The sequence below is a fragment of the Ancylobacter terrae genome, from assembly GCF_045108345.1.
Classification (GTDB): Bacteria; Pseudomonadota; Alphaproteobacteria; order Rhizobiales; family Xanthobacteraceae; genus Ancylobacter.
Genome location: NZ_JBJGXH010000001.1, coordinates 1044834 through 1066366 on the forward strand (window position 1 = coordinate 1044834; position 21533 = coordinate 1066366).

Below are 21533 nucleotides of genomic sequence, written 5' to 3' on the forward strand. Positions count from 1 at the left end.
GGGCTCGGTCGGTCAGAGAGCTTCAGGAGGCCTGGAGCCTGCGGTAGGCACGGCCGGAGTAAAGGAGGGGTTCGTCGGCCATCGTATCGAGGCGGAGGACTTCGCCTGCCACGATCCGGTGCGAGCCGAAGTCGAATACGCTGGCGATACGGCACTCGAAGCGGCAGAGCGCGCCCTGCAGAAGCGGGGCGCCATGTGCCCCTATGTCCCATTCCGCCGCGCGGAAACGGTCTTCGCGGAAGGCCGGGATGCGACCGGCGAAGCTGTCGGCGACCTCATGCTGGCTGCCGGCGAGAACGTTCGCCGCGAACACGCCGTTGGCGAGCAGGGCCGGCAGGCTGCGGCTCTCGCGGTGGATGCAGAACAGCACCGAGGGCGGCTCCATCGACAGGGAGCACAGCGTCGAGACGGTGAGACCGACGCGCCCGGCCTCGCCGTCGCTGGTGACCACGGTGACGCCCGCCGCCATACGCCCCATGGCTTCGCGGAAGAGTTCGGGGTCGAGCGCCGGGGCGGAAGGGTTGACTGCGGATGCCATCACACGCTGCTCCCCACCTTGTCCGACAGGCCCGCCGCCTTGCGGACGAAGTCGAGCGGACCCTCGAAATCGAAGCTGTTGTAGACCGCCGCGAGATGGTTGAAATGGGGCGCCTGCGCGAACTGGACGAAGGTCAGCCGGTGGCCGGCATAGTCCGAGTTCAGCAGGTCGCGGGCGAAGGCGAGCAGCTTGCGCCGATCCTCCGCCTCCCACTGCTCGTTCAGCGTGTAGAATTTGTGCAGCCAGTCGCCGGAACCGGGCGTGTTGAAGGCGTCGGCGTTCGGCGTCACGCAGATCTGGCCACCGCAGAGCTCACGGGCGATGTGCATCATCGCCGGCAAGTTGGCGCAGGCGTGGACCCGTCCGGCGTAGAGGATCGACTGGTTCGGCATCAGCAGCCCGCCGGGGCTCTTCTCGGCCAGTGTGATCGCGGCGGTCAGGTGCGCGTTGATACCCTCGCGGTAGCAGACGAGATCGGCCAGCTTCTCGCGGACCGATTGCAGCTTGTCGAGGCCGGTCTGCTTGGCGTTCCACATCGCGGCGCCGATCATCATGTCGGCGACGTAGAGCAGGCGGTGGACATAGGGGAACGCCGAATAGCGGTGCAGCGTGCCGCGGATGAACTGGGCGGCCTTGGTGTGCCGGTAGAAGAAGATGTCCTCCCAGGGGATCAGCACGTTGTCGAACACCACCAGTGCCTCGACCTCGTCGAAGCGGTTCGCCAGCGGGTAGTCCGCCGTGCTGCCGCGCCCGGCGAAACCCGAGCGGCAGATGTGCTTCACGCCGGGGGCGCCCATGCGGATGATGCCGCCGACGGCGTAATCGGACAGTTTCTCGTTGCTCCAGGCGCCCACGGTCGGCTTCAGGAAGGCCTGGTCGGCATAGGCCGCAGCGGTCTCGTATTTGGCGCCGCGGATGACGATGCCGGCATCGGTCTCCTTCACGACGTGGACCATCATGTCCGGGTCCTGATCCTGCGGGGGACGCGAGCGGTCGCCCTTGGGATCGGTGTTGGCCGAGACGTGGAAGATGTCCTTTTCGAAGATGGTCTGGACGTGCCGGTCGACATTGTCGGCGAAGCGGGGGTCGAACTCCGCCAGCACGTCGCGGCCGTCCATCAGCGACCAGACCTCGCCGATGGTCTCGTCGCCGACGCGGGTGACCACGCCGCCGATGTCCTTCATCACCGCATCAACCGCCTCGACCTTGTCGGTCCAGTCCTTCGTCTCGCGCGGGGGCTTGTAGAAGATGGTGCGCCGCTCGTTGTCCGCCACATAGGTGAGGCGGTCCTGAAAGGTCTGCTCGTGCGCCATGTCGTACATGCGGGCGCGGATGTCGACGATCGGCTTGAAGGCCGGGTGGCGTGTCACGTCCTTGACGCGCTCGCCATCGATCCAGATCTCGCGCCCGTCGCGAAGGCCCTCTCGATACTCGTCACCGGTGCGGATCATGTGGCATCCCTTCTCGCATCCGGAGAGATTGTGTGACGGCGGTGGATTGATAAAATATTTTTAGTCGTTTCTCTGGATCGGATATTCCGATGAATGTCTCGCTGCGGGTCCTGCGCTACGTGCTCGCGACGGCCGATTTCGGCAATCTGACCGAGGCCGCCCGATCGCTGAACGTGTCGCAACCCTCGATATCCGCCGCCATAGCCCAGCTGGAAGCCGATTGCGGTATTCAGATATTCATCCGTCATCATGCGCGCGGTGTCACGCCGACCGCCGCCGGTACCCGGATCATCAACGAGGCGCGCCTGCTGCTCAACCATGCCCGCGATTTCGATCAAAATGTGCGCGCGCTGGCGGATGGGGTGCATGGTGAGATCTTCGTCGGCTGTTTCTGGACCATCGCCGCCCATTTCATGCCGAGCCTCATCTCCGGCTTCGCCGAGGCGCAGCCGGGCATTTCGGTCCATCTCGACGAGGGCGACCAGCAGATCATCCTCGATGCGCTGGTCTCGGGGCGCACCGAGATCGCGCTCTCCTATGCCTTCGCCCGGCCGGAGGAGATCGCCGCCGAGGAACTCGCCGTGCTGCCGCCCTATGCGGTGCTGCCGGCCGATCATCCCCTGGCCGCCCGCGACCGGGTGGCGATGGCGGACCTCGCCGCCGAGCCGTTCATCCTCCTCGACCTTCCCCATTCCAGCGACTACTTCATGCGGCTGTTCCGGTCGGTGGGGCTGGAGCCACGGATCGCGTTCCGGTCGCGCTCCTACGAACTCACGCGCGGGCTGGTGGGGCATGGGCGCGGCTACACCATCCAGAATGTGCTGCCGCGCACGCAGGTGACGCATGATGGCGGTCGTGTTGCCGCTGTCCCGATCATGGATCCGCTGGAACCGGTGCGCGTGGTGAGCCTGCAGTTGCGGCGTCAGGCGCAGCGACCGGCGGTGGGGGCGTTCGTCACCTATCTCCGGACCGCATTCGCCAGGGGCGGGGTCTTCGCTCCCGGCACGCTGTCGCCGCGGCAGACCATCCGGTGACGTCGCGGCGCCATCCGACGGGCTTGCCGCCTTCCATGCTCCCGCTATGGTGCCGCCGTCTCCCCTCGCGTCGCCAGGCAGGCCCTCTCACGTGACCGCTCCGATCGCTTCCATCCCCGCCGCCTCGTCGGCGCTGCCGCGTCGGCTGATCCGCCGCGCCGACTATCGCGAGATGCCCTGGAAGAACGGGGGAGGCGTCACGCTCGACATCTGGACGTGGCCCGAGGACGCTCGGCAGGATGATGCGGATATCGGCATCAGCATCGCCCCGATCGTCGCGCCCGGACCCTTCTCGGTGTTTCCCGGAATCGAGCGGCACATCACGCTGATCGAGGGCGACGGCATCACGCTGGTGTTCGGAACTGACGAGCGCAGGCTGGCGCCACTCGCGCCTTTCGTTTTCGACGGGGGCGATGCGCCGGTCTCCCGGCTCGAGGGCGGGCCGGTCAGAGTGCTCAACGTCAAGGTTCGGGCGGGGCTCTGGCGGGCCGAGGTGCGGGCCGTGGCCGGCACGGGTGGTGCGATGTTCGACCTCGAGGCTGGCCAGTGCTTCGCCCTGCATGCCCTGAAAAGCCGATGGCGGGTGAGCGATGCGGGTGATGATCGGCTGGTTGAGGCCGGCGACACCTTCGTGACGGGCGGAGCCGGTCGCCTCGTCATCAATGCGCCGGATGCGGCGGCCGAGGCGCTCGCCGTCGTGTTCACGCCCAGCCGCCCCGTAGCCCGCTTCGAAGACGGAGACGCCGAGTGACGGCCCAGCGCGATGCCCTGGTCTTCTACAGCCCCGTGGACAGCGCCGAGGATTGGCGGACGGCGCTGACCTCCGAACTGCCCGACCTCGATTTCCGCGTCGACGCGAAAATCGGCAATCCGGCCGAGATCGCCTATGCGCTCGTCTGGATGCCGCCGACGGGCTTCTTCGCCCGCTTCCCGAACCTCAGGCTGGTGACCAATCTCGGCGCCGGCGTCGACCGGCTGGTGGGACGCGACGATCTGGTACCGGTGCCGGTCTCCCGCCTGTCGGATCCGGGCATGGTGCAACTGATGACGAGCTATGTCGTGTTCGCCGTCACCCGCTATGCCCGCGATATCCATCTGTTCGAGAGGGCGCAGCGGCGGGGCGAGTGGCTCTATATCCATCCCCGTGCGCTGTCGGAAATCACCGTCGGCGTGCTCGGACTCGGTGAACTCGGCGGCCCGGCCGCGCAGGCGCTCGCCGCCATGGGCTTCACCGTGGAGGGATGGTCGCGCAGCCAGAAGTCGATCGAGGGTGTTATCTGCCGCTCCGGTACAGAGGGTCTTGAGACGCTGCTCGGCGGCTGTGAGATCATCGTCAACCTGCTGCCGCTGACGAAGGAGACGCGCGGCATGCTCGGCGCGGACGCGTTCGCGCTCATGCGGGCCGGTACCAAGTTCATCAACGCCTCGCGGGGCGCGGTGGTCGATGAAGCGGCGCTGATCGATGCGCTTCGCTCCGGACAGGTGGCGGAGGCGACATTGGACGTCTTCGAGCAGGAGCCGCTGCCGCCGAGCCACCCCTTCTACGGCATGGAGAACGTGCTGATCACGCCCCACCTCGCCAGCATCACGGTTCCGAAGCTGGCGGCCCGCGATGTCGCCGAGAGCATCCGGCGGGTGCGGCGGGGCGAGGCGCCGCTACACGCGGTGGATGTCGTGCGCGGGTATTGACGGCTGCCGGTACCGGCGGACCCTCGGCCCACGCATCGCGGCGCGCGATACGCTTTTGCTCATGTCGTTGGTCGCACTATTCAACATAATTTTTTCGTGCAACGTTTGCACGGACTGATGATTTGAGGCTCGGAAGGCAGGGCGGGAATGAAGAAGCGCGTCACCTTGCGCGACGTGGCGGCGGCGGCAGGGGTACATGTGTCCACCGTCTCGCGCGCCCTCGACCCCAAGACGCGTCACCTCATCACGCCGGAAGTCGTCGCGAACATCCTCAAACTGAGCGAGACGCTGGCCTATCGCCCGAATGTCGCGGCCTATTCGCTCAAAACCAACCGCAGCCGTACCGTCGGTATCATCGTGCCGGACATTACCAACCCGGTGTTTCCCCCCATCATCCGGGGCGCGGAGGATGCGCTGGCGCGGCAGGGCTATGTCGCGATTCTCGGCAATACCGACGGCAGCCCGCAGCGCGAGGCGGAAATCATCGAGAACATGCGGGCGCGTGGGATCGAGGGGCTCCTCCTCGCCAGCGTCAAGGCGCGCGACGACGTCGTCGAGCAGCTCGTGGCGGAGGGCGTTCCCCTGGTGACGGTGAACCGGCGCGTCGACGATCCCGGCACACCCTCCGTCGTCCACGATGAACGGGACGGCACCTCGCGCATCCTCAATCATCTCGCCGCGCTCGGCCACCGCCAGATCGCCTGTATCGCCGGGCCGCAGGACCTGTCGACCGGGCGTGACCGTTTCATTGCCTTCGAGGAGGGGCTGGCGGCTCTTGGCTTCGAGCGCAATCCGGAACTGACCGCCTTCGCCGAGACGTTCAACGAGAGCGCGGGCGAACGGTGTGCCGAGGAGCTTCTCGGGCGCAAGGTTCCCTTCACTGCCATCGTCTGCGGCAACGACCTCATCGCTATCGGCGCCATCGCCGCGCTGCGGCGGCATGGCCTGTCGTGCCCCGAGGATGTCTCGGTGACCGGCTACAACGACATGCCGCTGGCGGACCGCCTCCAGCCGCCGCTGACGACGATACGGGTCGAGCAGCAGAAGGCGGGGCAGGTCGCTGCCGAGTTGTTGCTCGAGGCGCTGTCGAGCCGGGCGGGGGAACGTGTCGCGCGGCATCTGGTGCTGCCGATCGAAATGATCGTGCGCGGCTCGACGCAACCGGTCGCGACCGGCAATCGCCCTGTCGTCAAGCGGCGTGCGACACGGTCCGACACGCGCGCCAGACTGTCTCCGGCGTAGCGGGCATCTGCAGATTGCGGCCGGCTTCGCCGGGGATCGCGTCGGCAATGGCGTTCATGATGGCCGCAATGGCCGCCGTGGTGCCGGCTTCGCCGACACCCTTGACGCCCAACGCATTGGTGCGGCAGGGCACAGGATGGAAGGCGGAGCGGATGGGGGGCATGTCGCTCGCGCGCGGCATTGCATAGTCCATGAACGAGCCGGTGAGGATCTGGCCGCTGTCGTCATAGACGATGCGCTCCAGCAGCGCCTGTCCCAGCCCCTGGGCCACGCCGCCGATGACCTGCCCCTCGGCGAGATGTTCGTCCAGAACCACACCGCAATCGTCGATGGCGGTGTAGCCGACGACCTCAACCGCGCCGGTTTCCGGATCGACCTCGACTTCCGCCACGTGGCAACCATTGGGATAGGACTGGGTGACCTCGATGTCCGCCCGCACGGCGAGATCCTCGGGCCACTCGCCACGGCGTGCGCGGCGCTGCGCTTCATCGGCGAGGTCAAGGAGGTGGATGCGGCGTGCGCCGTCGCGCGTGACGATGCAGGGCGCCTCCCAGGCCACGCCCACATCGGCGACGTCGAGCACCTGTGCGCCGAGCCTGAGCGCCTTGGCGATCAGGACGTCCGCCGCCTGCGCGAGCGCTCCGCCCGCGGCCATGGCACTGCGCGAGGCGACGGTCGGCCCGCCTCTTATGCCAGAGGTCGAGCGGCCCGAACGCACCTCGACGTCCTCTTGTCGAAGGCCGAGCCGGGAGGCGACAAGCTGGGCGAAGACGCCGGCATGCTGCTGACCGGTCGCGTGTACGCCGATCTCGGCGACGAGCCTGCCGGGCTCGGGAAAGTGAAGGGCCGCGCTCTCGGCGGGGCTGCCGCCGGCATGCTCGAGGAAGCAGGATATGCCGATCCCACGTCGCTTTCCTTTGGCTACCGATCGGGCGCGGCGGGCGGGGAACTCGGCATAGGCTGAAGCCTCGAGGGCGGCATCCAGCAGATTTGCGAAGTCGCCGCTGTCATAGACATTGCCGATGGCCGTCCGCACCGGCATCGCCTCGGGGCGGATGAGGTTGCGGCGTCGCAAGTCCACGGGATCGATGCCGCTCGCCGCGGCCGCGGCGTCGACGAGACGCTCCAGCAGATAGTTCGCCTCGGGCCTGCCGGCCCCGCGGTAGGGACCGGTCGGCAGGGTATTGGTGAAGACGCACTTCACTTCGGCGGAAACGAGCGGCAGATCGTACATGCCGGGCAGGCATCGGGTGAAGTTGTTGCAGGCGATATGAGCGCCGGCCGCCGTCACGAAGGCGCCGAGTGCGACGATGCTGCGGCTGCGCAGCGCAAGGAAGCGCCCATCTTCAGCCAGGGCCAGTTCGGCGACGCATCGATGGTCGCGGCCCTGATTGTCGCTGATGAAGGACTCCGAACGGGTCGCCACCCAGTGCACCGGCTTTGCAAAAAGGCGCGCCGCCGCCAGAAGCGCGGCATACTCAGGGTAGGCATGGGTTTTCAGCCCGAAGCTGCCGCCGACATCGTCGGTTTCGATCCGCATGCGGGCCGGCGGCACGCCGAGCACCGCGGCGAGTTGCCCGCTCAAGGCGCCTGCCCCCTGCGAGCCGGCCTTCAGCACGTAGGTGCCGCTGTCGGCATCAAAGAGAGCCGTGGCGGCACGAGGCTCCATCGGAGCATGGGCTAGGCGCTGGTGAACCAGCTCGACGTTTACCCGAAACGCTGCCCGCGCAAACGCATCCTCGACCTGCTGGTCGCGGTCCGATGAGGGGGGCGGCGCGACGAAATCAACGGCAAGATTGCCGGGCGCCTGCGGCCACAGCTGCGGAGCCTCCGGTTCGAGCGCCTGCGTGGCATCGACGACCGCGCGGAGGGGGCTGTACTCGATCTCGATCGCCAGCGCCGCCTCTTCGGCGTCGCGCAGGGTCTGCGCCACGACCAGCGCCACCGGCTGGCCGAGGTGCATCACACGGTCGGCGGCGAGCGCCGGACGATGTGGCACTACCAGCTTGGCGCCGTCCCGTCCCGTGACGATCTGCGGCACGGAGACATTGCCCACGCCCAGCGTGTCGAGGTCCGCCGCGGTCACGATGCCGACGATGCCGGCGCACTCTCGCGCGGCCGAGACGTCGATCCTCTCGATGTGTGCATGGGCGTGCGGCGACCGCACAAAGACCGCGTGGACATGGGCGGAATGGGCATCATCGTCGCTGAAACGACCCGCGCCGCGCAGCAGCCGCGTGTCGTCGCGGGCATTCTCGCACGGGCGGTGAAGGGTATTTCGTTCCAGCATGATGGGTCCCCGACGGTGCGGGTGGTCACGTTAGTATGTTTATGCGAACGTTTGCAAGAAGCGACCCATCATCCGTATAAACACGTTCACGAACGCTTTGAGTCACATTTTTCCTGTTGACGGGGACGTCAAGCTCCTCAACCATGCAAACGTTCGCACAAGATGGTCAGAAAGACCGCCGTGGAGGTAGCGCCAATGATCAGTGACCCCAATGACGTCGCCATCCAGGCGGAGAATGCCAGCAAGCTGTTCGTGGATGGAACGGTCGTCGCCTTCCGTCGCCTCAACCTGGAGGTGCGGCGGCAGGAAATCCTCTGCATCGTAGGCCCCAGCGGATGCGGTAAGACGACCTTCCTGCGCTGCATTGCCGGACTGACCGACATCAGCGACGGCCGGCTGCTGGTGCACGGCAAGCCGATAAACGGTCCGCCGGACGGCGTCGCCACCGTGTTCCAGCATTTCGGCCTGCTGCCGTGGAAGACGGTGTACGACAATGCCGCCTTCGGCCTTGCCATGCGCGGCACACCGCAGGCGGTGATCAAGGAACGTGTGTTGCACTATCTCGCGCTGGCTGGGCTCTCGGGCTTCGAGAAGCACTATCCCTATCAGCTGTCGGGCGGCATGCAGCAGCGGGTCGGTCTCGTCCGCGCCCTCGCAATGAACCCTTCGGTCATGCTGATGGACGAGCCGTTCGCCGCGCTCGACGCCCAGACCCGCGAGGTGCTCCAGGAAGAGCTCCTCGCGCTGATGGATCGACCCGACGAGCGCAAGACCATGGTGTTCATCACCCACTCGATCGACGAGGCCATCATCCTCGGCGACCGCATCGCGGTGATGAGCGCCCGGCCGGGGCGCATCAGCGAAATCCTCGACATGCCGTTCGGCTGGCCGCGCGACGTCGACGCCATCCGCGCCGATCGCCGCTTCACCGAATTGCGCGAGCACATCTGGAACGAGCTTCGCCCCGAGCGCGCGAAGAAGACGCAGGAGATTGCAGCGTGAGCATGACCGTTCAAAGCCTTGCCCCTGCCGAGCAATCCAGCATCGCGGACGATCAGGCGCGCATCAAGGCGGCGTCCGCAAGGCGCCGTCGCCGCGAGGGAATGCAGGTCATCCTCATCCGCGTGATCTCGCTGATCGTGGCGTTGACGCTGTGGCAGATCGTCGGTTCGAACATCGACCCGATCCTGTTCACGACCCCGATTGCCGTGGCGAAGGCCGCGGTTCAGATGATCGGCAGTGGCGAACTGTGGCAGTATCTCGCCCCCAGCCTTCTCGTCTTCATCTACGGGTTGGCGCTGGCGGCGGTCGCCGGCATCAGCATGGGTCTTGCCCTTGCGCGGTACCGTACGCTCGATGCCGCCTTCGACATGTACATCACTTTCCTCTACTGCACGCCGACGGTCGCGCTTGTGCCGCTCATCGTGCTGTGGGCCGGCTACGACATGACGGCGAAAGTGATCATCCTGTTCCTGTTCGCCTTCTTCCCCCTGGTGATCAACACCTACCAGGGTGTGAAGAACGTCGACCCCAAACTGCTCGAGGTCGGCAAGGCGTTCCGCTGCTCGGAATGGCAGCTGTGGCGAAATATCATTATACCGGCGGCGCTGCCCTTCATTGTCACGGGCGTGCGGCTCGCGGTCGGCCGCGGCCTGATCGGCATGGTGCTCGCCGACCTCTACACCGCGATCTCCGGCATCGGTTACCTGATCCTGCGGACCGCCTCGACGTTCCAGATCGATCGGATGTTCGTGCCGATCGTCACGCTCGGCATCCTCGGTGTGCTCTCGACGGCGCTGGTACGCCTGCTCGAGAAGAAGGTCGCGCCCTGGACCAACGCGCCGCGCGACTGATCCCCTGCCGCCCGGGCTCGTTCCGGGCGGCTTTCCTTCTATCGAGCGGAGTGCCGTCCCGCACCCTTCGTCCCTTGTGACGCGTGTTTTGTCTGCCTGCACTACCGGCGCCCGGCGCCGTCCACAACGTGCCTCGTGCACAGCGACCCGGGAAACGGGCGCGATGGAGGAAACAATGACGAAGCTGATGAAGCCGCTCTCCGGAGCGGCGCTTGCCTGCGCCCTTGCCATCGGTGCCAGCGCCAGTGCCAACGCGCAGGCCGCGAACTGCCCCAACGGGATGCGCGAACTCAATATAGGCGTCTCGGTGGTTCCGCCGAATGTCGTGCACACGACGCCCTACGTCGCCAAGGACCTCGGGCTGTTCGAGAAATACTGCATCAACGCCACCATCACCCCCTTCGAGGGCGGCTCCTCCGCGGCGCTGATGTCGGCGCTGCAGCAGGGCAAGGTGGTTGCCAACGTTACCGACGTGATGGTCGGGTCCGGCATGAAGGCCAAGCAGATCTGGGGTTTCCTGCCGCGCCTGCCGCATGCCTACACGGTGACGCCCGGTATCGACACGCCCAAGGATCTCAAGGGCAAGCGCCTGTCGGCCGCCGGCGGCGGCGTCGGCGGGTTCAACTGGCGCATGGGGCGGTACCTGCTGCAGAAGGGCGGCCTGACGGTCGACGACGCGCAGTTCATCTCGCAGGGTCTTGCCGGGCGCCTGCCGGGCCTGCTCTCGGGCCAGCTCGACGGCGTCGCGCTGCATCCGGAAGATCTCTATCTGGCGCTGCAGAAGCCCGGGATCCACCCGCTGGCGGTACTGTCGAACGACCTGCCGAACTACGTGTTCAACATGTACGGCGCTTCCGACAGCTACATCCAGCGTGACCGTCAGCTGCTGATCGACGGGATGGCGGCGATGATCGAGGCGAACCGCACGATCTACACGGACAAGGACAAGGTCCTGCCGACCATGATCCGTGTGTCGGAGAAGCCCAAGGAAGCCGTCGAATTCGCCTGGGGCGAGCTCACCAAGAACTGCGTCTGGGCGGTGAATACCGGCTTCGACAAGGTCCGCGGGGAGTGGACCATCAAGAACAGCGTCGAGGCTGGTGATATCCCGGCCGAGAAGGGGCTGACATTCGAGCAACTGGTCGACCTGTCGCTGGCCGAGGCCGCAGTCCAGAAGGCGGGTGGCCCGACCAAGATCGGCAACTGCTCGCTCTGAACTCTCGTCGGGCGCGCTGCCTCCGGGTGGCGCGCCCTTTTTTCTGTCCGCCGTCGCGTCAGAGGAATGTCGCATGAACAGCCCGATCCGCGCCCGTGCCGGAGCTTCCCTGCCTTGGGACGAGCTTTCCAGCCGGCTTGACCACGGACCTTCCTTCAACGCCATGCGCGGCACGCCCTATTACAAGCACGCCAAATATGAGCAGTTTTCGCCGGGGGAGTATGCCCGCCGGCACGCGGCGCTGCGGGCGAAGATGCAGGAACTCGGTCTTGACGCCATCATCCTGAACGGCGGCCCCAGCCACTGGAGCTTCGGCGGCGGCATGCTGTGGCTGACCGGGCACTGGGAATGGCATGCGCTTGCCAACTATGTCGTCTTCCCGAAGGAGGGCGAACCGACGCTGGTCTATTCGATGGGCGGCACCCACATCGAGGCTGTCCGCCGCGAGACCGCGGGAGCCCTCAGCGACGTGCGTCCCTCACGGAATGGCCGGTTTGCGGAGGTGATCGTCGATCGTCTGAAGGAACTCGGCCTGACGCACGGACGCATCGGACTGACCGAGATTGATCCCCGTCACGGCGACTATCTGCCGGTCAACCAGTATAACAGCCTGCGCGAGCACCTGCCGGATGCCGAACTGGTCTTCACGCACGGCCTGCTGCACGAGTTGCTGTCGGTTCACAGCGCCGAGGAACTCGACTGCATCCGCACCGCTGGCAAGCTCTGCACCAATGCCATGGAGGCGTTGCGGGACCGCATGCGCCCCGGCGTGACCGAGTATCAGCTGCGGGCGGCGGCCGGTGCGGCGATCCTCGAAGGCAATGGCGACATCGACTTCCTGATCATCGGCTCCACTCCTACGGCCGATCCCGCGATGGTGTTCGGCAACCCGCGTCCCTCCTGGCGAGAGCTTCAGGAGGGCGACATCGTTCTCATGGAGCTCGCGGCCGGCTATCGTGGCTATTCCGCCCAGATCGGCCAGCCGATCTGTCTCGGCGAGCCGCCGGCCTGGGTACGGCGCTTCTGGGACGAGATCGCCGAGCCGGGCTATCATCGCATGGTTGAGGAAATCTATCCCGGCAACCCGGTCGACCAGTTGCGGATCGCCGGCGAGTTCTTCCGGCAGAAGGGCGTCCAGTCGCGGCCGATTCACTGCCACGGCATCGATTTCGTCTCCGATGGACCTCACGTGTTCCAGGATCGCATCGAGGTCGAGCCCTTCGAGGAGATCATGAAGCCGGGCATGGTGATCATGGCCGAGCCGAACCCGATCACTGCCGATGGCCGGCTCGGCATGTTCGTCGGCCATACCTTCATCGTGACCGAGAACGGCCGCGAATGCGTGGACAGCTGGCCGATCGAACTGACGGTGGTCAAGCCATGAACGAGGCCAGCCCGGTGGTCGATGCCAATGTACGGGATGCGATCGCCCACTGGGCCCCGCGTCTCATCGCAAACGGCATCGACTACAACGACTTCCGGACCACGACGGCGCGCATCTCGCGCTGGCGGGACTGGAGCGCGGAGTGGTCGCGCACGGCCGGCACGCATGAGGCGATCGCGCACGAGGCCTCGGCGCGCGGCAGCGTAGCTTCGGCGGCGGAGGCGTATGTTCGAGCCGCCTTGTGCCACCACTTCGGCAAGTTCGTCTTCTTCGACGATATGGAACAGTATGCCCGCGCCAACGCGGCGACCATCGTCAACTACCGGAAGGCGGCGCCGCACCTCTCGCCATCCGCCGAGCTCGTGGCGATCCCGTATGCCGGCAATTCCCTGCCGGGCTATCTGCGCCGCCCGCCCGGGATCGCCCGGCCGCCGGTGGCGATCATCATCTGCGGCCTCGACTCCGTGAAGGAGGAGATGAACAGCTTCGAGCCGCTGTTCCACGCCCGCGGCATGGCGACGCTGACATTCGACGGGCCGGGACAGGGGGAGGCGGAAGCCCTGCCGATCGAGCCGGCCTTCGAGAAGGTGGCCGGCGCCGTGATCGATTTTCTCGAGAGCCGGGATGACGTCGACGCCGGAAGGGTGGGCGCCATCGGCATCAGTCTCGGCGGCTATTATGCGGCCCGGGCGGCGGCCCATGAGCCCCGGCTTACCTGTGCCGCGGCATCCGGTGGGCCGTATGATTTCGGCGAGGAGTTCGAGACCATGCCGCTGATCTCGCGGCAGGCCTTCACGCTGCGCAGCCATTCGCCGGACGAGGCCAGCGCGGCGGAGCGGGCAAAGGCGCTTACGCTGCGCGAGGCGGCAGGGCGGATCGAGCGGCCGTTCATGATCATCTTCGGTGCCAAGGACCGGCTCATCCCGAAGGAACAGGCCGAGCGTCTCTACCGCGAAATTCCCAGTCCCGCGAAGGTTCTTCACATGTTCGCGGAGGGCAACCACGTCTGCAACAACATGCCCTATGCGTGGCGCCCGCTCGTCGCCGACTGGATCGGCAGCCATCTGAAAGCCTGACAACATGGTGTCTCGACTTCGCCTGCGGCCGGGGCCGCTGGATATGCATGCCCACATCGTTCCCGAGGGGCTGATTACGCGCTTCGAGGTTGGCGAGCGGGCGGGCTACGCGGCGAGCCGCGGCGAGGACGGCGTTAGGGTCACGCTGGCGGGACGCCCCTCCCGTGTGCCGCTGGCGCCTGGCATGGTTGCGCTCGATGTGCGCGTGCGTGCCATGGAGGAGCAGGGCGTTGCCGCCCAGGTGCTCTCCCCATGGATCGCGCTCTGCGACTACTCGCTCGCCCCGACTGAGGCGGAGTGGTTTCATCGGGCGGTGAACGCGGAGATCGCGGCGGTCTGCGCCGGGGATCCTGGGCGTTATGCGGGCATCGGCACTGCGCCGCTTCAGCATCCCGATCTGGCGGTGGAGGTGCTGCGGGAGGCGATGGGTCCGCTGGGCCTGCTGGGAGTCGAGATCGCCACCTCGGTCAGCCGCAGCGTCTTCCTCGACGACCCCTCGCTCGATCCGTTCTGGGCGGCTGCCGAAGCCCTCGATGCCTTCATCATGATCCATCCTCCGCTCGAGCCGCCCGCGGACGCCTTCGCGGATTACTATCTCAACAACCTCGTCCAGAACCCTCTCCAGACGACGGTGGCCGGCGCACGGCTGATCTTCGGCGGCGTGCTGGAGCGCTTTCCGCGCCTCACCATCTGCCTGGTCCATGGCGGGGGCTTCTTGCCCTACAATGTCGGCCGGCTGATCCGGGGCCGTCTCGTGCGCCCGGAAACGACGGTCCGCATGTCCGGTTCGGTGGAAGAATCCTTCGCCCGCCTGACCTTCGACACCGTCACGCACTCGGCCGCGGCGCTCGCCTATCTCGTCGGGCAAGTGGGGGCCGACCATGTCTTTCTCGGCAGCGACTACCCGTTCGACATGGCCGATCCCGAGCTGGTGAACACGGTCCGCACCGCGGGCCTCGGCGCGGTGCGCGAGAACCTCGTCCTGTCGGGGGCCTTCCGCCGTCGCTTCGGCAGCTGACGCCGAGTTGCAACAGGCCAGGATGCAATGGCCTGGCGCGTCAGCCCGCCGAGGGCGGTGCCAGAGGCATGGCGAGCAGGATGGTTGCCGTTCGGTTGGTGCGGTTGGAGAGCTGGCGCCCTTCATGCGGCGCGATCCGGCAGGAATCCCACACGCCGAGCGTGACCGTCTCCGAGCCGTTGGAGATGGTCACTTCGCCGTCGAGAACCACGTACATCTTCTCGAGCCCGGAGGCGTCGAGGGTGGTGCCGCCACCCGGCAATAGGTGGCTCACCCCGAGCCACAGACTGTCGGAGGGTCCCGCCTCGCGGCCCTGCAGGCGGAGCATGCGCATGTCGGCATGCCCCGGAGCGTCATAGGCGGGCGCGCCCGCAAAGCGTGTGATGTCCATGGTGCCGCTCCCCTCAGGCCGCGCGCGCCGCGCCGCTCGCCTCGGGAAGGCGCAGCAACTCGCGCGCCTCGCGCGCGTTCATGATCTGCCCGCCGAGCTGTTCGACGATCAGGCGGGCCTTCTCCACCATGGCGGCGTTGCTGGGGGCGAGTTCGCCCTTGCCCAGATAGACGGAATCCTCCAGCCCCACCCGGACATGCCCGCCGGCGAGATACGACTGAGCCGCGGTGGCGAAGATCGTTCGGCCGATGCCGAGCGCGGTGAATTCGGTTCCGGGCGGCAGCAGGTTGCGAGCGTAGAGCACGGTCTCGGGGCTCGGCTGGAAGCCGTAGCGCACGCCGAGAATGACCGTGCAGAGCGGGGAGGGCTCCAGGCTGCCGTCGGCGATCATGGCGCTCATCAGGGCGATGTCTCCGGAATCGAAGAGTTCGAGCTCGGGCTTCACGCCCGCTTCGCGAATGACCTTCGCCATGCGTCGGACATTGGCCGGCGTATTGATCACCACCTCGGCGCCGGAATTCATCGTGTTGAGATCGAGCGTGGAGATGTCCGGCTTGAGGATGGCGATGTGCTCCACCCGCTTCTCCGGCACCATGAGGGTCGTCCCGGGGCCCGCGACGCGCGGCTCGTCGGGCGAGGGGACGAAACGACCGCCGGGGCCGGTGGTGAGGTTGAGGATGAGGTCCGGGCGGCGCGCCCGCAGCGTCTCCACCACCTCGCGGTAATAGTCGATGTCCATCGACGGCCGCCCGGTCTTCGGGTCGCGGACGTGGATGTGGACGATCGCGGCCCCGGCCTCCGCCGCACCGAGGCAGGCATCGATGATCTGCTCCGGCGTGATCGGCAGATGCGGCGTCTGGTCCGGGGTGGTGAGGTTGCCGGTGACGGCGCAGGTGATGAAGATCTTGTTCCGCGGCGGGCGCATGTCGTTCTCCGGACCGTCGATAGCTGGTGGGCTGGGCGTCAGAGCGAGCGACCGCCATCGACGACGATGACATTGCCGGTCGAGAAGCCGAGATGGGTGGCGCAGGCGAGGATGCCGCCGGCGATATCGTCCGCCGTTGCGATGCGGCGCAGCGGTGTCGTGGCGGCAACCTTGTCGTTGAAATCGGCTCCACGGCCCGGCACGAAGCCCGTATCGACGACGCCCGGCGAGACGGCGAGGACGCGGATCTCCGGCGCCAGGGCCCGGGCCAGCGACTTGGTCATCACGTCGATCCCGGCCTTGGCCGCGCAATAGGCGATCGACGACCCCACGCCGGTCGTGGCGGAGATGGACGAGACGGACACGATCAAGCCGTCGCCGGACGCCTTCAGCATCGGCGCGAAGGTCCGCACGGCGGCGAAGGCGCCGCGCCAGTTCACCTGGAACATGCGGTCGATCAGGTCATCGTCGAGCTGGTCGAGCGCCGCATGAGGGACCGGCTTGGTGAAACCGGCTGCGTTGACGAGAATGTCGAGGCGACCGTGAAGCGCGGCGATCGCGTCGCGTGCCGCGAGGAGGGTGGGAGTCGCGGCGATATCCACCGGAACGGCGGAATGGCCCTGCCCGGAAAGCGTGGCGATCACGGCGGCGGCGGCCTGCGAACCCCGCTCGCCCGGACGATGGGCGACGACGACAGTGGCGCCGGCATCTGCAAGAAGGCGGCTCGACGCGGCCCCGATCCCGCCGGCACCGCCGAGCACGAGGGCAACTTTCCGGTTCAGCGGCTTGGGATACATGGAACTTGGCACGCTCATCTCGCTGTTGGTCCGCGGGCGACGGAGGGCTTACTTGATCGGGGGATGCGGCAGCTTGGCGTCGCCCGGCTCCATCACGAAGTGATAGTCGAGCGAGTACCAGTCATCATTGATGTCCGGCGCGGGGGGCGTCTCACCGGTGCGCTTGCGGTAATTGCCGATCAGGTGGCTGGTGACGCCGAACACCACGTCGGTTTCCAGCCGTTCGTCGTCATCGACGAAGACCTGCGTGATCAAGGTCTTGCGTCCCGGCTTGAAGGCGAGGAAATGCAGGTGCGCCGGCCGGTAGGGGTGGCGTCGCTGCGCGCGCAGCATGTCGCCTGTGGGGCCGTCCATGGGCACCGGATATCCGGCCGGCTTCACCGAGCGGAACCAGAACCGGCCGGCGGTGTCCGACGTGAATTTGCCACGCAGGTTCATATCGGCCTGGTTCTCGTCCTGGTTCTCGTACATGCCGATCGGGGAGGCCTGCCACACATCGACCTCGACGCCTTCGAGCGGATTGCCGTCCGGATCCGATATCCGGCAATCGGCGAACAGCGCGGGGCCGGGCGTCGGCGAGCGAATGATCGAGCCGCCATTCGGCGTCACCGGCGAGTTCATGCGCCAGAAGGGGCCGAGCAGTGCGGATGCGGTCTCGGTGGCGCCGTTCTGGCCGTTGTTCAGCAGGCAGACGAGCGTCGAGAATCCGATCGTGTCGGAGAACAGGATCGCCTCGTTGTGCGCGTCGTTCGTGGCCTTGCCGATCCGGTTGAGGAAGTCGATTCCGATGTCGAACTCCTCCTCGGTCAGGTGGACGTCCCGCGCGAAGGCGTGAGCATGTCGGACAAGGGCGGCCATGATCTCGCGGAGACGCTCGTTCGGGGTGTGCTCCATGGCCGCGAGCACGGCCCTCGTGACGCTGGCTTCGCTGTCTATGATCACCGGACGTGTCCCCGCTTATCGCTGGCGTATTGGTCGACTTGACTGTTACGCAATCGTTTGCATGAAATCAAGCGGAATGCGTTGTCGACCTTCTTGGCGGCAGAATGCCGCAACGGAATGCGACGGTTTCGGGAGGCTAGGGATGTTTGCGCAAACGATTGCACAGTAGTGCGCCTTGTGGTAGCTGAGTTGATAGTAGCGAGGAACGGCGATGACAGATACGACACTCGACGGCACGACATCACGCGCCCCGCGCAGCAATGCCGGCACCAGCGGCCCCGGCATTCGGCTTTACGCCAAGGCCGAGGGCGTCGAGGCGCTGGCTCCCAAGGTGGAGCCCGTGAACGCTCCGGTGCCCGGTCCGGGCGAATGCATTGTCGAGGTGAAGGCCTCCGGCGTGAATATGAGCGACGTGAAAGCCGCGCTCGGCCACATGCCCTATGCGATCTGGCCGCGTACACCCGGCCGCGACTATGCGGGCGTTGTCATCGAGGGGCCGCCCCACCTCGTCGGCAAGGAGGTGTGGGGCAGCAGTGGTGAACTGGGCATCCGCCGCGATGGCACCCACCGGAAATATCTCGTGGTTTCTGCCGAAGAGATCCATGAGAAGCCCTCGACCATCACGCTGGACGAGGCCGGGGCGATCGGTGTTCCCTTCATTACCGCCTATGAGGGACTTGAGACCGCCGGCGGGGTGAAGCCGAGCGATGTGGTCCTCGTTCTGGGTGGAAACGGCAAGGTCGGCCAGGCGGTGGTGCAACTCGCGACCATGGCGGGGGCGCGAGTCTTCGCCGTCGAACGCACCACCGAGCCGTATATGGGCCATGCCAACCGCCCGATCGAGATGATCGATGCGAGCACGCAGGATATTGCCGCGCACGTGCGGGGCGCGACCGGCGGCCACGGCGCCGACATCGTCTACAACACGGTCGGCAGCCCATATTTCGAGGCGGCTTGCGCCACCATGGCGCCGGATGCGCGGCAAATCTTCATCTCGACGATCGAACGAGCGGTGCCGTTCGACATTTTCCGCTTCTTCCGCGGGCGCCACAAGTTCATCGGCATCGACAGCCTGGCCTTGAACGGCGCGGCCTGCGGGCGGATCCTCGAGGCGCTGCGCCCGGGCTTCGAGAGCGGCAAGCTGAAGGCCTTTCCCGTGCACTCCGGGGCGACTTTCCCGCTGGAGGAGGCTGCGCGGGCCTATGCGGAAGTGTGGAACAGTTCGCGCGACCGCATCGTGCTGCGGCCCTGACGGCGGCGGGCCGGTCTGCTGGCCGCATGGACGAAAACGAACGGCGCGTCTCCTCCGGAGGCGCGCCGTTGGTCTTTTCAGGGGCGGCGGTTCCAGCCTGGACGCGACGGCCTAGCCAGTTCCTTTTCGCAGGGCGATGACCGCGTCGAACAGGTCTTTCACGGTCGCCGGGGCGAGGCCGCGCGTGACGAAGAGGAGTTCCGAAGCCGCCTCGTCACGTGGCCAGCGTTCCAGCTCCAGCGGCTTCTGCGCGACGTTCTGGACGATCTGGATGACGACCGGGCCCGCGCAGCCTTCGATCGCGATCAGCCCCTTGACGCGAAGCAGGTCGGCACCCCTCATGTCGCTCAGCAGGCTCATGGCAGCCGCGAACGCCGCCCACGGCAGGGGATCGGGGAATTCGAGACGGAACGACACGTGCTCGTCCGTCATCGTCTCGCACAGGACCGGTCCGTCCAGCCTCGGAAAGGGCAGGGAGCCGTCGCGCAGCAGATGATCGCCCGCGGCGTCCGGGTCGCCGTCCTCGATCCAGGGCGCCGACGGATTGAGCCCACCCACGATGCCGCGCAGATCGGCGAGAGCGGCTTCATCGGCCAGCGCGGAACGCATCACGACGATGCGGTCGGCCACTGCGACCTGCCGCTGGGCGGTGGACGATCCGCGCAGCGTGACTGCGCCCGTGGGAGCGTCGACGACGGCCATCACCGAGGCGAGGTGGAAGTGCCTCCCGAGATTGCGCTCGTCGAGCAGCGACTTCATGAGCGGCGAGGGATCGGCGCCCCCGGCCGTCTCGATTACGACATGGTCGAACGGGCTGATCCGCCCCGACGCCTGATCGCGCACGAGATCGGCCAGTACGCGCTCCATCTCGCCGCGTGAGGGACAGCAGATGCAGCCGGCCGGGATCGCTCCGGCGGTTGCGGTGTCATCCGCTTCGCTGATCACGACCGCGCTCGTCCCGCTGGTGGCGATGATGCGGTTGATCAGCGTCGTCTTGCCGGCGCCATGGAAGCCGGCCACGAGAACCACCGGCCGCCGCGCCCCGCGGGGTTCGCGATGGCGGCGGCCGAAGGGATGCGAGCCGTGCCCGGCCGTGTTGAAGGGGAGGGACGCGGCGAAGTTCAATGTCATCGCAGGCTTTCGTTGGCCGGCTGCCCGTACCGTGGCCGTCGCGGCCGGCCCTCCGTCACAGGTTCATTTCGAGAATGTAGAGCCCGCCGACGAAGCGGTCGACGGTGTAGACCACCTGACGCTCGTCGACGAACACATCGTTGAGCTGGATCGTGCCTTTCGGGGCCAGAGCCGGGGCAGGGGGAACGAAATAGCCCACTTCCTGCGGCGCATAGGGGTTCGAGATGTCGTAGGCGCGCAGGCCGGCATTGTAGAATGTGCCGAGGATGATCTGATCCGATTGCCACGACGTCGGCCGTGGCACGTTCTCATGGATGTTGTGCGCGCCGTAGCGCCCGCCCTGATGGGCGAAGGTGTCGAAGGCCGGAGCCGGGCAGGTCGAGATGGGAACCAGATTCTCTTCCGACCGCGCATCGAGAATCCAGATCAGCTTGGGCCAATCGCCGGCGTCGTCGCGGATCGCCTCGTCCGTCACCACCAGAAGGTCGCGGTCGAACAGCGGCAGGACGGTGTGGGTGAAGCCGAGGAAGGGCGGGGAATTGTCCCAGCGCGAGATCATCTTCGGCTTCGACTTGTCGGAGATGTCGAGGATCACCACGCCACCATCGACGCAGCCGATGTAGCAGCGATCCGGCCGCTGCGGATAGACATTGGTGTTGTGGACGCGGAATCCGGTGTCGATCGTCGTGTGCCGCACCGGCGGCGGCTCGGTGTCACCGACCCGCACGCCGGGCAGCCACCAGCGTCCGACTTCCTCGGGCTTCGAGGGATTGCGCACGTCGATGATGCGGTAGAACTGGTCATCGCCCTTGTGGTGCGACTGGAAGTCGGCCGCGCCGCCCGACAGGTGGATGTATTCGCCGTCGCAGAACCAGAGCTGGTGGACGCCGCGCGAATAGGGGCCGGAGCAGTCGAAGAAGGCGATCGAGCGCGGGTTTTCCGGGACCGAGATGTCGAACAGCTCCATGCCCGCGGGCTGCTGGCCCTGCTGCTTGCATTGATAGGCGACGGCCATGATGTCGCCGACCACCTCGAGCGAGTTGGAGCGCATGTAGGGCTGCGGCAGTTCGGTCTGCACGACGACTTTCGGCGCGCGCGGGTCGCTAACGTCGACACCGGTGAAGTTCTTCGGCGCCGTCTCGTGCGCGAGCCACAAAATGCGGCGCCCGTCTCGGGCGATCTGGATCGACATGCCCTCGCCGATGCCGCCGAAGCCGTCGAGCTCGTGGTGGGCGAGGAGCTTGAAATTGTGGGCGATGGTGCCGTCGGGACGCGTGTGCTCGTTCATCGGTTCCTGTCCACGG

The 21533-nt window shown here is 66.7% G+C and carries 20 protein-coding genes; 11 read left to right on the plus strand and 9 right to left on the minus strand.

What is annotated here, in order from left to right:
* Nucleotides 1-22: 22 nt before the first annotated feature.
* Both ACEUEL_RS05000 and ACEUEL_RS05005 read right to left on the minus strand, forming a co-directional pair.
* Nucleotides 23-538, minus strand: a complete 516-nt coding sequence (locus ACEUEL_RS05000; protein WP_405702780.1) for a flavin reductase family protein — start codon at nt 536-538, stop codon at nt 23-25.
* Nucleotides 538-1989 (minus strand): 4-hydroxyphenylacetate 3-hydroxylase family protein, encoded by a 1452-nt coding sequence (locus tag ACEUEL_RS05005; protein ID WP_405702782.1) that lies wholly within the window; start codon nt 1987-1989, stop codon nt 538-540. The genes ACEUEL_RS05000 and ACEUEL_RS05005 overlap by 1 nt, the downstream gene beginning before the upstream one ends.
* An 89-nt stretch (nt 1990-2078) precedes the next feature.
* Here ACEUEL_RS05005 and ACEUEL_RS05010 point away from each other — a divergent pair, with 89 nt between their 5' ends.
* The 4 genes from ACEUEL_RS05010 to ACEUEL_RS05025 all read left to right on the plus strand — a co-directional run bounded on the left by ACEUEL_RS05010 (nt 2079) and on the right by ACEUEL_RS05025 (nt 5954).
* Nucleotides 2079-3023, plus strand: coding sequence for a LysR family transcriptional regulator (locus ACEUEL_RS05010; RefSeq protein WP_405702784.1), 945 nt, complete (start codon nt 2079-2081; stop codon nt 3021-3023).
* Between the two features lie 46 nt (nt 3024-3069).
* Nucleotides 3070-3774, plus strand: coding sequence for a HutD/Ves family protein (locus tag ACEUEL_RS05015; RefSeq protein ID WP_405702786.1), 705 nt, complete (start codon nt 3070-3072; stop codon nt 3772-3774).
* Entirely contained in the window at nt 3771-4712 is a 942-nt protein-coding gene (locus ACEUEL_RS05020; protein WP_405702789.1) for a 2-hydroxyacid dehydrogenase, read from the plus strand. The genes ACEUEL_RS05015 and ACEUEL_RS05020 overlap by 4 nt, the downstream gene beginning before the upstream one ends.
* A 147-nt stretch (nt 4713-4859) precedes the next feature.
* Nucleotides 4860-5954: a LacI family DNA-binding transcriptional regulator gene (locus ACEUEL_RS05025; protein ID WP_405702790.1), complete on the plus strand. Its 1095-nt coding sequence runs from the start codon at nt 4860-4862 to the stop codon at nt 5952-5954.
* Here the strand turns inward: ACEUEL_RS05025 and ACEUEL_RS05030 are convergent.
* The gene (locus tag ACEUEL_RS05030) at nt 5902-8244 is read right to left on the minus strand and encodes a xanthine dehydrogenase family protein molybdopterin-binding subunit (RefSeq protein WP_405702793.1); all 2343 of its coding nucleotides are present in this window, start codon (nt 8242-8244) and stop codon (nt 5902-5904) included. The genes ACEUEL_RS05025 and ACEUEL_RS05030 overlap by 53 nt on opposite strands.
* A gap of 195 nt (nt 8245-8439) precedes the next feature.
* Here ACEUEL_RS05030 and ACEUEL_RS05035 point away from each other — a divergent pair, with 195 nt between their 5' ends.
* The 6 genes from ACEUEL_RS05035 to ACEUEL_RS05060 all read left to right on the plus strand — a co-directional run bounded on the left by ACEUEL_RS05035 (nt 8440) and on the right by ACEUEL_RS05060 (nt 14791).
* Nucleotides 8440-9246 carry an ABC transporter ATP-binding protein gene (locus ACEUEL_RS05035; RefSeq protein WP_405702795.1) on the plus strand — a complete coding sequence of 269 codons (807 nt, stop codon included), beginning with the start codon at nt 8440-8442 and terminating at the stop codon, nt 9244-9246.
* A 2-nt stretch (nt 9247-9248) separates the two neighbouring features.
* Nucleotides 9249-10097 (plus strand): ABC transporter permease, encoded by an 849-nt coding sequence (locus tag ACEUEL_RS05040; RefSeq protein WP_405706573.1) that lies wholly within the window; start codon nt 9249-9251, stop codon nt 10095-10097.
* Nucleotides 10098-10272: 175 nt separating this feature from the next.
* Nucleotides 10273-11313 carry an ABC transporter substrate-binding protein gene (locus tag ACEUEL_RS05045; protein WP_405702797.1) on the plus strand — a complete coding sequence of 347 codons (1041 nt, stop codon included), beginning with the start codon at nt 10273-10275 and terminating at the stop codon, nt 11311-11313.
* A gap of 73 nt (nt 11314-11386) precedes the next feature.
* Entirely contained in the window at nt 11387-12697 is a 1311-nt protein-coding gene (locus tag ACEUEL_RS05050; RefSeq protein WP_405702798.1) for a M24 family metallopeptidase, read from the plus strand.
* Entirely contained in the window at nt 12694-13773 is a 1080-nt protein-coding gene (locus tag ACEUEL_RS05055) for an alpha/beta hydrolase family protein (protein WP_405702800.1), read from the plus strand. Before ACEUEL_RS05050 ends, ACEUEL_RS05055 begins: the two co-directional genes overlap by 4 nt.
* A gap of 43 nt (nt 13774-13816) precedes the next feature.
* Nucleotides 13817-14791 (plus strand): amidohydrolase family protein, encoded by a 975-nt coding sequence (locus tag ACEUEL_RS05060; protein ID WP_405702803.1) that lies wholly within the window; start codon nt 13817-13819, stop codon nt 14789-14791.
* 40 nt (nt 14792-14831) lie between these two features.
* Here the strand turns inward: ACEUEL_RS05060 and ACEUEL_RS05065 are convergent, their stop codons facing one another.
* The 4 genes from ACEUEL_RS05065 to ACEUEL_RS05080 are packed head-to-tail and all read right to left on the minus strand — an operon-like array spanning nt 14832 to nt 17846.
* On the minus strand, nt 14832-15182 hold the full coding sequence (locus ACEUEL_RS05065; RefSeq protein ID WP_405702805.1) for a cupin domain-containing protein: 351 nt from the start codon (nt 15180-15182) through the stop codon (nt 14832-14834).
* A 13-nt stretch (nt 15183-15195) separates the two neighbouring features.
* Complete coding sequence (locus tag ACEUEL_RS05070; RefSeq protein ID WP_405702806.1) at nt 15196-16107, minus strand: BKACE family enzyme; 912 nt, start codon at nt 16105-16107, stop codon at nt 15196-15198.
* Between the two features lie 38 nt (nt 16108-16145).
* Nucleotides 16146-16922, minus strand: coding sequence for an SDR family NAD(P)-dependent oxidoreductase (locus ACEUEL_RS05075; RefSeq protein ID WP_405702809.1), 777 nt, complete (start codon nt 16920-16922; stop codon nt 16146-16148).
* 30 nt (nt 16923-16952) lie between these two features.
* Nucleotides 16953-17846 carry a dioxygenase family protein gene (locus tag ACEUEL_RS05080; protein WP_405702810.1) on the minus strand — a complete coding sequence of 298 codons (894 nt, stop codon included), beginning with the start codon at nt 17844-17846 and terminating at the stop codon, nt 16953-16955.
* Between the two features lie 211 nt (nt 17847-18057).
* Here ACEUEL_RS05080 and ACEUEL_RS05085 point away from each other — a divergent pair, with 211 nt between their 5' ends.
* A complete protein-coding gene (locus tag ACEUEL_RS05085) occupies nt 18058-19098 on the plus strand; it encodes a quinone oxidoreductase family protein (RefSeq protein ID WP_405702813.1) in 1041 nt (346 codons plus the stop codon).
* 111 nt (nt 19099-19209) lie between these two features.
* Here the strand turns inward: ACEUEL_RS05085 and ACEUEL_RS05090 are convergent, their stop codons facing one another.
* Nucleotides 19210-20223, minus strand: coding sequence for a CobW family GTP-binding protein (locus tag ACEUEL_RS05090; protein ID WP_405702814.1), 1014 nt, complete (start codon nt 20221-20223; stop codon nt 19210-19212).
* Between the two features lie 61 nt (nt 20224-20284).
* Nucleotides 20285-21517 carry an LVIVD repeat-containing protein gene (locus ACEUEL_RS05095; RefSeq protein WP_405702816.1) on the minus strand — a complete coding sequence of 411 codons (1233 nt, stop codon included), beginning with the start codon at nt 21515-21517 and terminating at the stop codon, nt 20285-20287.
* Nucleotides 21518-21533: the final 16 nt, after the last annotated feature.

Bases quoted from the DNA above. Each gene is read 5' to 3' on its own strand.
- ACEUEL_RS05000 (WP_405702780.1), bottom strand. From the start codon at position 538: ATGGCATCCGCAGTCAACCCTTCCGCCCCGGCGCTCGACCCCGAACTC.
- ACEUEL_RS05005 (WP_405702782.1), bottom strand. From the start codon at position 1,989: ATGATCCGCACCGGTGACGAGTATCGAGAGGGCCTTCGCGACGGGCGC.
- ACEUEL_RS05010 (WP_405702784.1), top strand. From the start codon at position 2,079: ATGAATGTCTCGCTGCGGGTCCTGCGCTACGTGCTCGCGACGGCCGAT.
- ACEUEL_RS05015 (WP_405702786.1), top strand. From the start codon at position 3,070: ATGGTGCCGCCGTCTCCCCTCGCGTCGCCAGGCAGGCCCTCTCACGTG.
- ACEUEL_RS05025 (WP_405702790.1), top strand. From the start codon at position 4,860: ATGAAGAAGCGCGTCACCTTGCGCGACGTGGCGGCGGCGGCAGGGGTA.
- ACEUEL_RS05030 (WP_405702793.1), bottom strand. From the start codon at position 8,244: ATGCTGGAACGAAATACCCTTCACCGCCCGTGCGAGAATGCCCGCGAC.
- ACEUEL_RS05035 (WP_405702795.1), top strand. From the start codon at position 8,440: ATGATCAGTGACCCCAATGACGTCGCCATCCAGGCGGAGAATGCCAGC.
- ACEUEL_RS05040 (WP_405706573.1), top strand. From the start codon at position 9,249: ATGACCGTTCAAAGCCTTGCCCCTGCCGAGCAATCCAGCATCGCGGAC.
- ACEUEL_RS05045 (WP_405702797.1), top strand. From the start codon at position 10,273: ATGACGAAGCTGATGAAGCCGCTCTCCGGAGCGGCGCTTGCCTGCGCC.
- ACEUEL_RS05050 (WP_405702798.1), top strand. From the start codon at position 11,387: ATGAACAGCCCGATCCGCGCCCGTGCCGGAGCTTCCCTGCCTTGGGAC.
- ACEUEL_RS05055 (WP_405702800.1), top strand. From the start codon at position 12,694: ATGAACGAGGCCAGCCCGGTGGTCGATGCCAATGTACGGGATGCGATC.
- ACEUEL_RS05060 (WP_405702803.1), top strand. From the start codon at position 13,817: ATGCATGCCCACATCGTTCCCGAGGGGCTGATTACGCGCTTCGAGGTT.
- ACEUEL_RS05065 (WP_405702805.1), bottom strand. From the start codon at position 15,182: ATGGACATCACACGCTTTGCGGGCGCGCCCGCCTATGACGCTCCGGGG.
- ACEUEL_RS05070 (WP_405702806.1), bottom strand. From the start codon at position 16,107: ATGCGCCCGCCGCGGAACAAGATCTTCATCACCTGCGCCGTCACCGGC.
- ACEUEL_RS05075 (WP_405702809.1), bottom strand. From the start codon at position 16,922: ATGAGCGTGCCAAGTTCCATGTATCCCAAGCCGCTGAACCGGAAAGTT.
- ACEUEL_RS05085 (WP_405702813.1), top strand. From the start codon at position 18,058: ATGACAGATACGACACTCGACGGCACGACATCACGCGCCCCGCGCAGC.
- ACEUEL_RS05095 (WP_405702816.1), bottom strand. From the start codon at position 21,517: ATGAACGAGCACACGCGTCCCGACGGCACCATCGCCCACAATTTCAAG.